The sequence below is a fragment of the Aquabacterium sp. genome (genome assembly GCF_035476535.1).
Lineage (GTDB): Bacteria > Pseudomonadota > Gammaproteobacteria > Burkholderiales > Burkholderiaceae_C > Pseudaquabacterium.
Genome location: NZ_DATILJ010000337.1, coordinates 1 through 9,483 on the forward strand (window position 1 = coordinate 1; position 9,483 = coordinate 9,483).

The window sequence follows — 9,483 nt, forward strand, 5'->3', positions numbered from 1 at the left end:
CCGTGCCCTTCGAGGAACGGGATGATTGACAAGCTGTCCACCGACGTCGCGATCATCGGCGGCGGCATCGTCGGCAGCGCGGCCGCGCTGTTCCTGCGGCGCTTCGGCCTGTCGGTGGTGCTGCTCGAACGTGGGCTGTGCGGTGCGGCGGCCAGCGGCGTCAACTACGGCGGCGTGCGCACGCAGGGCCGCGCGGTGTCGCAGTTGCCGCTGGCGCTGCGTGCGCGCCAGATCTGGTCGCGGCTGTCGCACTACATCGGCATCGATGGCGAATACCTGCAGTCCGGCCACCTGAAGATCGCCCGCTCCGAGGCCGACATGGCCAGCCTCGAAGCCTATGCCGACGTGGTGCGCGAGCATGGCCTGGACCTGGCGCTGAGCAGCGGCGCCGCGTTCCGGCGCGCCTACCCCTGGGCCGGCGCGCAGGCGATCGGCGGATCCTTCTGCGCCGAGGACGGCCATGCCAACCCGCGCCTGGTGTCGCCGGCTTTCGCGCGCGCCGCACGTGCGGCTGGCGCGCGCGTGCTCGAGCAATGCAACATCACCGAAGTCGCCCACACCGGCAGCGGCTTCGTGCTCGGCGATGGCCGCTCAGTCGAGGTGTCATCCCGCTGGCTGCTGAACTGCGCCGGCGCCTGGTCGTTGGACATCGCACGGCGCTTCGGCGACAGCGCACCGCTCACCACCATCAACCCCGGCATGGCGGTGACCGAAGCGGTGCCGCACTTCATGGACGTCAACGTCGGCGTCGAAGGCGGCGGCATCTACGGCCGGCAGACCGCCCGCGGCAACTGCGTGATGGGCGGCAGTCGCGGCGCGCCGAACGGCACGCTCTATGCCACGCCCACTGCCAAGGCCATCGGAGAGTTATGCCAGCGCATGGCCGAGCTGTTCCCCGCCCTGGCCCACGCGCATGTGATCCGCTTCTGGAGCGGCGTCGAAGGCTCGCTGCCGGACCACCAGCCGGTCATCGGGCCCAGCCCGGGCACGCCGAACCTGATCCATGCCTTCGGCTTCTGCGGCGCCGGCTTCCAAACCGGGCCGGCGGTCGGCGAGTTGCTGGCCGAGCTGGTGCATCACGGCCGCTGCGGCATCGATCTGGAACCGTTCGCCCTTTCCCGTTTCACCGAAGTTCCCTCTCTCATCACCCCCTGAAAGGACTGATCATGTCCACGATGATTTCACGTGCTATCACCACTGCCGCGCTGCTGGCCGCCGCCGGTGCGCAGGCCCAGGACAACAAGACGCTCTACATCGGCATGAACGGCGGCGACATGGAGCGCTCGTACACCAAGTACGTGTTCCCGGCCTTCGAGAAGATCCATGGCGTCAAGGTGGTGGTGGTGCCGGGCACCTCGTCGGACATCCTGGCCAAGGTGCAGGCCAGCAAGGAGAAGCCGCCGGTCAACGTGATGTTCCTCGACGATGGCGTGATGGTGCGCGCGATCAAGATGGGTCTGTGCAGCAAGCTCACTGACTCGCCAGTGCTGAAGGACCTGTACCCCACCGCGCGCATGGCCGGCGACATGGCGGCCGGCGTCAATGTCGGCATGACCGGCATTGCCTACAACAAGAAGATGTTCGACGAGAAGAAGTGGGCGCCGCCGACTTCGTGGATGGACCTGGCCGACCCGAAGTACAAGGGCAAGGTGGTGTTCCAGTCGCTGCCGGCCAGCACCTTCGGCCTGCATGGCTTCCTGATGTTCAACCGCATCCAGGGCGGCAAGGACAACAACGTCGAGCCCGGTTTCAGCAAGTGGGCCAGCACCATCGGCCCGAATGTGCTGGAGTACATCCCGAGCTCGGCCAAGCTCTCGGAGATGGTGCAGAACGGCGAAGCGGCGATCTTTCCGCTGACCCCCACCGGCGTGGCCACGCAGAAGGCGCGCGGCGTGCCGATGGAGTACGCGCAGCCCAAGGAAGGCTCGGTGCTGCTGATGGTGGCCGAATGCGTGGTGGCCAATAACAGCAACCCGGCGATGGCGCAGAAGCTCGCCGAATTCCTGCTGACGCCGCAGGCCCAGGCCGCGGCGCTGGAGTTCGGCAACCAGATCCCGTCCAACCTGAAGACCACTACGTCGAATGCCAATGCGCAGGCCACGGTCGATCGCTTCAAGGGCTACATGAAGACCGTGGTGACGCTGGACTGGGATGCGATCAATGCGCTGCGGCCGGAATGGAATGCGCGCTGGAACAAGACGGTGGAGCGCTGAGGCGCCCTCATTGCGCCCTCAGCGCGCCGCCTTGGCCCCCTTGGTCGCCTTGGCCTCCAGCACGAAGTACATCACCGTGGCCACCAGCAGCGGCAGCAGGTAGTAGATCGCCCGGTAGGCCAGCAAGGCGGCCAGCACGGTGTACTGGGCCATGGGCGGCGACAGCAGCGCGACGAACACCGCCTCCAGCACGCCCAGGCCGCCGGGAATGCGCACGATCAGGCCGGCCACCACCGCCACCAGGAACACCGGCAACACCTGTGCATACGGCAGCGTGCGCTGCAGCAGCAGGTACAGCACCCCGGCGATGACCAGCCAGTTGATGCAGGACAGCACCAGCTGCAGCAGCGCAATGCGCAGCGAGGGCAGCACGAACACGTGGCCCCGCACGGTGAAGCGGCGTCCTGCCGATAACCCGCAAAACGCCAGGTAGCCAGCCACCAGCAACCACAGCACGCCGCCGAAGACCTGCAAGGCCGCGGCGCTGACGGTCCACTCCGGCGGCGGTGCCAGCAGGCGCAGCAGGAACACGCCGCCGGCCAGCGCGGCGTAGCCCAGCCAGTTGGTGATCAGGCTCAGGGCCAGCACGCGGGCGATCTGGTCGTGGGCCAGCCCCAGCCGCGAATACAGGCGGAAGCGCATCGCGATGGCGCCGACCATCGAACCCAGGTTCAGGTTGAAGGCATAGCTGACGAAGGTGATCTTCATCACCTGGTGCAGCGGCAGGTTGTGGCCGGTCCAGGCGCGGCCGATCAGGTCGTAGCTGCTGTACATCAGGTGGCTGAGCATCGCCACGCCCAGCGCGGCGGCCAGGGTGCCGGCCGGCAGGGCCTGCAGCGCGCTCAGCACCTGGGTCCATTCCACCTTGCGCGCCACCCAGGCGATCAGCCCCAGCACGGCCACGCCGAAGACGACGCTGAAGGCGGTGGCCAGCCGGTGCGAGCGCTGCGCCGGCCGCCGCGCGAGGACGGGCTTGCGCGTGGGTTTTCGAAGTGCCGACGCCACGCTCATGGGCCAAGCCCTCCGGCCGCCGCCGGTGCGGCATCGGCCTGCCATTGCCAGGCTTGCACCGCTTCACCGGCCGGCGCGGCAACGACCAGTGTGCTGTCGGCCGCCGGCACCACGCGCGGCCGGTGCGGCGGCAGGTTGGCGGCCCAGCGCGGGAAATGCCGCATCGCGTGGAACACCAGGTAGCCCACGCCCAGCCGCCACCACCAGCGCCGCGCGGCCGTCTGCTCGATGCGCACGCGCTGGCATTGCTGCTGCATCAGCGGCGTCAGCTTCTGGCGCAGCTGCGCATTGAGATCGCGATCGCGGATCACCAGGTTCGCCTCGAGGTTCAGCGACAGGCTCAGCGGATCGAGGTTGCTGGAGCCGATGGTCGACCACTCGTCGTCGACCAGCGCCACCTTGCCGTGCATCGGCCGTTCGCAATATTCGTAGATGCGCACGCCGGCCTCGATCAGGCGGTCGTAGACCATGCGCGCGGCGAACGTGGCCCAGGCCGTGTCCGCGGCCTGGCCTTGCAGGATCAGCCGGACCTGCACGCCCCGCCGCGCGGCGCGCTGCAGGCTCTTCAGCAGCCGGTAGCCCGGGAAGAAGTAGGCATTGGCAATGATCACTTCGCGCTGCGCCGCGTGCAGCGCGCGGCGGTAGATGCGCTCGATGTCGTCACGGTGCTTCTGGTTGTCGCGGATCACCACCTGGGCCTGCGCGCTACCCGTCGCCGCCGGGTGGGGCATGGGCGAGGGGGGCGCATGGCGGTCGATCAGCTGGTAGGCCGCTCGGCGCAGGGGCTCGACGACCGGGCCGCGGGCCATCACCGCATAGTCCTGCTTGGCCTGCGGTCCGTAGTCGGCCAGGTGATCGGCCGAATAATTCAGCCCGCCGACGAAGCCGACCTCGCCATCGACGACGACGATCTTGCGGTGCAGGCGGCGAAACGGCTGCAGGCGCCGCGACAGCCGCGGCGGCGGGTCGAAGACATGCAGCCGCACGCCGGCGGCGGTGAGCTCGTCGACGAAGGCCGACGACAGCGCGGGTGAGCCGAAGCCATCGACCGTCAGGTCCACCCGCACACCGCGCCGGGCGGCAGCCACCAGCACGGCATGCAGGGCCAGGCCGACCTTGTCTTCGAACAGGATGAAGGTCTCGATCAGCACCTCGTGCCGCGCACTGCTGATCGCCCCGAACACGGCGGGGAAATATTCTTCGCCGTTCTCCAGCAGCTGCAGCTGGTTGCCGCCGATCCAGGGTTCGGGCTTCACAGCCGGATCTCCGCGACCAGCGGTGCGTGGTCGGACAGGTGCGACCACGGCCGCCGCGGCAGCACCACCGGCCGCTGCACGCTGGCGCCGCGCACGTAGATGCGGTCCAGCCGCAGCAGCGGCCAGCGCGCGGGAAAGGTCTTCGCGGCAGAGCCGTGGGCTTGCACGAACACTTCCTGCAGGCCTGCACAACGGCGCAGCGGCTCGTGCGCGTGCTGTTGCCAGTCGTTGAAATCGCCGGCAACGACCACCAGGGCATCGTCCGGCAAGCCGTTGATCAGCCGGCACAGGCCCTGCACCTGCAAGCTGCGGTGCGATTCACGCAGCCCCAGGTGCACGCAGATCGCGTGCAGTTCACGCCCGCCGCCGGGCAGCTGCAGCACACCGTGCAGCAGGCCACGACGTTCCGCGACATCATGCAGCCCGGCCACCGACACATCGTGGTTCTGGTGCCGCACGATGACGAACTTCGACAGCAGCGCATTACCGTGATGGCCGGCCGGGTACACCGCATTGCGGCCGTAGGCGAAATCGGTCCACAGCGTGTCGGCCAGGAATTCGTAGTGCGGTGCAGTGGGCCAGCCGGGCACCTTGGCGGCATGCAGTTCGTGCTCGCCCATCACTTCCTGCAGGAACACGACATCGGCCGAGACGCTGCGCACGGCGTCGCGCAGTTCATGCAGCACGAAGCGCCGATTGAAAGCGCCGAAGCCCTTGTGCAGGTTGACGGTGAGGATGGTGAGTGTCATTCCCAGGCTTCCGGCAACCGACATGCCCGCTGCGGATGGGCGGCCCCTCCCCGATGAGCGACTGCAGGACGGGTCGCGTCATCGGCTGACACTTCGCGTCGGAATCGGCCGACAGACGGCGCAAACGCCGCCGCTGACACTGACATCGGATTGACTCAGGAGAGTGCGATGTCAGCCACCCCGTTGAATCAAGTCGATCGGGCCGCGCCCGATACCGACGACACGCCGGTCGACTGGATGCGCATCTTCGCGGCCCGCCTGGCGCCACGGCGGATGGACCTCACGGCCGAGCAGGTGGTTCAGGTGGCCATCGAAGAGTTCATTGCCTCGCACGCCCTGCCGCCCGAACAAGCCGCGGCGCAATGCGCGAAGCGCCAGACCCAGGAGGGTTGAGCCGCTCAGCGCAGGAAGGACAGAGCCAGCACCACCAGCGTGCCGGCCATCAGCCAGTTGAAGGCGCGCTGCTTGCGCGGGTCGGCCAGCAGGCGGCGGATGGCCACGCCGAACAGCGCCCACATCGAGATGCACGGAAAGCCGATCGCCAGGCCGATGACCGACACCACAAGCGCCCCCTGCACCGCACCCATGCCGGCCGGCATGAACACCGAAGCCAGCGTGATGGCCTTGACCCAGCTCTTGGGGTTGATGGCCTGGAACAGTGCGCCCTGCCAGAACGTGACGGGCAGCGGCGCACGCGCCGGGCCCACCGAAGCCCCCGCCAGCCGCGTGGCCAGGTAGATCAGGTACAGCGCGCCCGCCACCCGCAGCAGCATCTGCGCCGTGGGGTGGCCGGCCAACAGCACGCCCAGGCCCAGGCAGGTGATGAAGGTCTGGATGAAGCCGCCGACGTTGATGCCCATGATCTGCGGCAAGGCGCCGCGGTAGCCGAAGTTCGCGCCGGAGGCGGTGAGCATCACGTTGTTCGGCCCCGGGGTGCTGGACATCACGAAGCAGTAGGTCATCAAGGGCAGCAGTTCAGTCACGGCGATCGCATCGGGAAGCTGGAATGTGCTGCAGCGTACGCAGCGCCGCCGCGGCCGCCAAGGTACAGACGCGGCGTCTCGGCGCCGCATCTGTATCGGTCGTGCCAGCAGCCTAGCGCGTGGGATGACCGGCATCCGGCCGGGGCGATCTGGCTGGCTCGGCTTGTATGATGGCCCGCCCCAAGGCAGGCGGGCTGGCAAGTCTGGAGGAACGCGACATCGACGCGAATCTGTTGAACGAGCTGCGCATCGACCACCATGAGCGCGATCACGATGGCAGCGGCACGCGCCGGCGGTGGCCGGTGGTCGTGGGTGGCGTGTTCGTCCTGGCGCTGCTGGCGGGCGCAGGCGCCTGGTGGTTCATCGCCGGCCGGCCGGCGGCCGTGCAAACGGCTCTCGCCGTGGCGCCGGGCGCCGGCAGCAACGCCGCCGCGGTACTGCAGGCCACCGGCTACATCACCGCGCGCCGGCAGGCCACCGTGTCGACGCAGATCACCGGCACGCTGACCCAGGTGCTGATCGAAGAAGGCGACAAGGTGCAGAAGGGCCAGGTCATCGCACGGCTCGAAGACAGCGCCTTGCGCGCCGGCCTCAACGTCGCGCAGGCCAATATCCTGGCGGTGCAGGCCCAGGCCACGCAGGCCCAGGCGCAGCTGGCGCAGGCCGAGGCCGACGCACGGCGGCAGACTGAACTGGCCGCCAGCGGCATGAGCACCCGGCAGGCGGCCGAGCAGGCGCGCACCGCCGTCGCCGCGGCGGCGGCGATGCTCGAAGCGCGCCGCCGCGAGGCCGATGCCGCACGCGCGCAGCTGGCGCAGGCCCAGGTGAATTTCGACTACACCATCGTGCGCGCGCCGTTTACCGGCGTGGTCACCGTGAAGGCAGCGCAGGTCGGCGAGATCGTCTCGCCGCTGTCGGCCGGCGGCGGCTTCACGCGCACCGGCGTCGGCACCATCGTCGACATGGACTCGCTGGAAGTGAACGTCGATGTCAACGAGGCCTACATCGGCCAGGTGAAAGCCGACATGCCGGCCGAAGCGGTATTGGATGCCTACCCCGACTGGAAAGTGCCCGCGCATGTGCTGGCCATCGTGCCCACCGCCGACCGCGGCAAGGCGACCGTGAAGGTGCGCGTGGCGCTGGAGCAGAAAGATGCACGCATGGTGCCGGACATGGGCGTGCGGGTGTCCTTCCTCGGCTCCAAGCCCGATCCCGCGGCTGCGAAGCAGGCGCCCAAGGGCGTGCTGGTGCCGGCGCAGGCCCTGGCCCAGCGCGACGGCCGCAGCGTGGTCTTCGTCGTGATCGACGGCAAGGCGCAGCAACGCCCCGTCAAGCCCGCGGCGCAGGATGTGGGCACGATGAAGCTGCTGCCGGACGGCGTGAAGCTCGGCGAGCGCGTGGTGCTGTCGCCGCCGGCCACGCTGCACGAAGGCACCGAGCTCCGCATCGACAACGAGGCACGCTGACCACGCGCCGACAACGAAGGAACACCATGGCCAGACTGATCGAGATCCGCGACCTGTCGAAGGTGTATGAGCGCGGCAAGCAGAAGGTGGAAGTGCTGCACCACATCGAGCTCGATGTCGAACAGGGCGACTTCCTGGCGCTGATGGGCCCGTCGGGCTCGGGCAAGACCACGCTGCTGAACCTGATCGGCGGGCTGGACCTGCCCTCGGGCGGCAGCATCAGCGTCGGCGGCCAGCGCATCGACCAGCTCGGCGCCGGCGCGCTGGCCAAGTGGCGCGCAGCCACCGTCGGCTTCGTGTTCCAGTTCTACAACCTGATGCCGATGCTGTCAGCGCAGCGCAATGTCGAGCTGCCGCTGCTGCTGACCAAGCTCTCGGCGAGCGAACGCCGCAAGCGCGCCGGCATTGCATTGCAGCTGGTCGGCCTGGCCGACCGTGCGGCGCACAAGCCCACCGAGCTGTCGGGCGGCCAGCAACAGCGCGTATCGATCGCGCGGGCCATCGTCTCCGATCCGGCGCTGCTGGTCTGCGACGAACCCACCGGCGACCTGGATCGCCAATCGGCCGAAGACGTGCTGGGCCTGCTGCGCGCGCTGAACCGCGACCACGGCAAGACCGTGGTGATGGTGACCCACGACCCCAAGGCCGCCGACTACGCCAAGCACACGCTGCACCTGGACAAGGGCAGCCTGGTCGAGCAGGCCGCGGTGAGCTAGCGAACAAAAGGGGCGGCCATGAAATACCTGCACCTGATCTGGGCGGCGCTGTTCCGGCGCAAGACCCGCACGATCCTGACCCTGGTGTCCATCATCGCGGCCTTCCTGCTGTTCGGCCTGCTGGATGCCGTGCGCACCTCCTTCACCCAGGCCGGGCAAAGCGCCAACGGCGCGGCGCGGCTGCAGACCGGCTCCAAGCTGTCGTTCATCCAGCTGCTGCCGATGTCGCTGCAAGCGCAGATGCTGCGGGTCGACGGCGTCAAGGCAGTGAGTTTTGCCAACTGGTTCGGCGGTGCCTACCAGGACCCGCACAACCAGGTCTTCACCTTCGCGGTGGCGCCGAACTACCTGGACCTGTTTCCCGAGGTCAGCGTGAGCGAGGCCGAACGCAAGGCCTTCGCCGACACCCGCACCGGCGCCCTGATCGGCGAGCAGCTGGCCAAGCGCTTCAACTGGAAGGTCGGTGACCAGATCCCGCTGCAATCGCAGATCTTCCCGGACCGCAGCGGCAGCAAGAACTGGTCGTTCCAGATCGTCGGCATCCTGCATGCCACCGACAAGAAGACCGGCGGCTTCTTCGACCAGATGTTCCTGCTGAACTGGAAATACTTCGACGAGACCACGCCCTACAACCAGGGCCAGGTCGGCTGGTACGTCACCCGCGTGACCGATGTGAACCAGGCCGACCGCGTGGCCAAGGCGATCGACGCGCTGTCGGCCAATTCCGACCACGAGACCCGCACGCAGACCGAGCAGGCCGCCACCGCGTCGTGGATGAAGCAGCTGGCCGACATCGGCCTGATCGTCGGCTCGATCATGGGCGCGGTGTTCTTCACGCTGCTGCTGCTGTCGGGCAACACGATGATGCAGGCGGTGCGTGAACGCACCAGCGAACTCGCGGTGCTGAAGACCATCGGCTTCTCCGGCACCAGCGTGCTGATGATGGTGCTGGCCGAATCAGTGCTGCTGTTGCTGCTGGGCGGCGTGGTCGGCCTGCTGCTGGCCAGCGCCATCATCCCGGTGGTCAGCGCCGGCAGCGGCGGCATGCTGAACCTGCCCTCGGTCGGCGCCGGCAGCTGGACGCTGGGC

At 68.4% G+C, this 9,483-nt stretch carries 10 protein-coding genes; 6 read left to right on the plus strand and 4 right to left on the minus strand.

Annotation, left to right across the window (positions count from 1 at the left end; genetic code table 11):
* The first annotated feature begins 21 nt into the window (after positions 1–21).
* Complete coding sequence (locus VLK61_RS32180; RefSeq protein ID WP_325427849.1) at positions 22–1,155, plus strand: NAD(P)/FAD-dependent oxidoreductase; 1,134 nt, start codon at positions 22–24, stop codon at positions 1,153–1,155.
* Positions 1,156–1,166: 11 nt separating this feature from the next.
* On the plus strand, positions 1,167–2,213 hold the full coding sequence (locus VLK61_RS32185; protein WP_325427851.1) for an ABC transporter substrate-binding protein: 1,047 nt from the start codon (positions 1,167–1,169) through the stop codon (positions 2,211–2,213).
* A gap of 18 nt (positions 2,214–2,231) precedes the next feature.
* On the opposite strand, the gene VLK61_RS32190 is transcribed toward VLK61_RS32185, so the two are convergent.
* The 3 genes from VLK61_RS32190 to VLK61_RS32200 are packed head-to-tail and all read right to left on the minus strand — an operon-like array spanning position 2,232 to position 5,229.
* Positions 2,232–3,224, minus strand: coding sequence for a lysylphosphatidylglycerol synthase domain-containing protein (locus tag VLK61_RS32190; protein WP_325427853.1), 993 nt, complete (start codon positions 3,222–3,224; stop codon positions 2,232–2,234).
* Positions 3,221–4,480, minus strand: a complete 1,260-nt coding sequence (gene clsB / locus VLK61_RS32195) for a cardiolipin synthase ClsB (RefSeq protein WP_325427855.1) — start codon at positions 4,478–4,480, stop codon at positions 3,221–3,223. Before clsB ends, VLK61_RS32190 begins: the two co-directional genes overlap by 4 nt.
* Entirely contained in the window at positions 4,477–5,229 is a 753-nt protein-coding gene (locus VLK61_RS32200) for an endonuclease/exonuclease/phosphatase family protein (RefSeq protein ID WP_325427857.1), read from the minus strand. The genes clsB and VLK61_RS32200 overlap by 4 nt, the downstream gene beginning before the upstream one ends.
* Positions 5,230–5,397: 168 nt before the next feature.
* Between VLK61_RS32200 and VLK61_RS32205 the strand changes: the two genes are divergently transcribed.
* Entirely contained in the window at positions 5,398–5,622 is a 225-nt protein-coding gene (locus VLK61_RS32205) for a hypothetical protein (RefSeq protein WP_325427859.1), read from the plus strand.
* 5 nt (positions 5,623–5,627) lie between these two features.
* Here VLK61_RS32205 and VLK61_RS32210 read toward each other — a convergent pair whose 3' ends face one another.
* Positions 5,628–6,212: a LysE family translocator gene (locus VLK61_RS32210; RefSeq protein WP_325427861.1), complete on the minus strand. Its 585-nt coding sequence runs from the start codon at positions 6,210–6,212 to the stop codon at positions 5,628–5,630.
* Between the two features lie 170 nt (positions 6,213–6,382).
* Here VLK61_RS32210 and VLK61_RS32215 point away from each other — a divergent pair, with 170 nt between their 5' ends.
* From VLK61_RS32215 to VLK61_RS32225, 3 genes are all read left to right on the plus strand, one after another.
* Entirely contained in the window at positions 6,383–7,678 is a 1,296-nt protein-coding gene (locus VLK61_RS32215; protein ID WP_325427863.1) for an efflux RND transporter periplasmic adaptor subunit, read from the plus strand.
* Between the two features lie 26 nt (positions 7,679–7,704).
* A complete protein-coding gene (locus VLK61_RS32220; protein WP_325427865.1) occupies positions 7,705–8,394 on the plus strand; it encodes an ABC transporter ATP-binding protein in 690 nt (229 codons plus the stop codon).
* Between the two features lie 18 nt (positions 8,395–8,412).
* Positions 8,413–9,483 (plus strand): ABC transporter permease (locus VLK61_RS32225; RefSeq protein ID WP_325427867.1); only part of this gene is annotated, 1,071 nt, incomplete at its 3' end.

Coding starts and splice junctions, on each gene's coding strand:
- VLK61_RS32180 (WP_325427849.1), top strand. CDS start 22: ATGATTGACAAGCTGTCCACCGACGTCGCGATCATCGGCGGCGGCATC.
- VLK61_RS32185 (WP_325427851.1), top strand. CDS start 1,167: ATGTCCACGATGATTTCACGTGCTATCACCACTGCCGCGCTGCTGGCC.
- VLK61_RS32190 (WP_325427853.1), bottom strand. CDS start 3,224: ATGAGCGTGGCGTCGGCACTTCGAAAACCCACGCGCAAGCCCGTCCTC.
- VLK61_RS32200 (WP_325427857.1), bottom strand. CDS start 5,229: ATGACACTCACCATCCTCACCGTCAACCTGCACAAGGGCTTCGGCGCT.
- VLK61_RS32205 (WP_325427859.1), top strand. CDS start 5,398: ATGTCAGCCACCCCGTTGAATCAAGTCGATCGGGCCGCGCCCGATACC.
- VLK61_RS32215 (WP_325427863.1), top strand. CDS start 6,383: ATGGCCCGCCCCAAGGCAGGCGGGCTGGCAAGTCTGGAGGAACGCGAC.
- VLK61_RS32220 (WP_325427865.1), top strand. CDS start 7,705: ATGGCCAGACTGATCGAGATCCGCGACCTGTCGAAGGTGTATGAGCGC.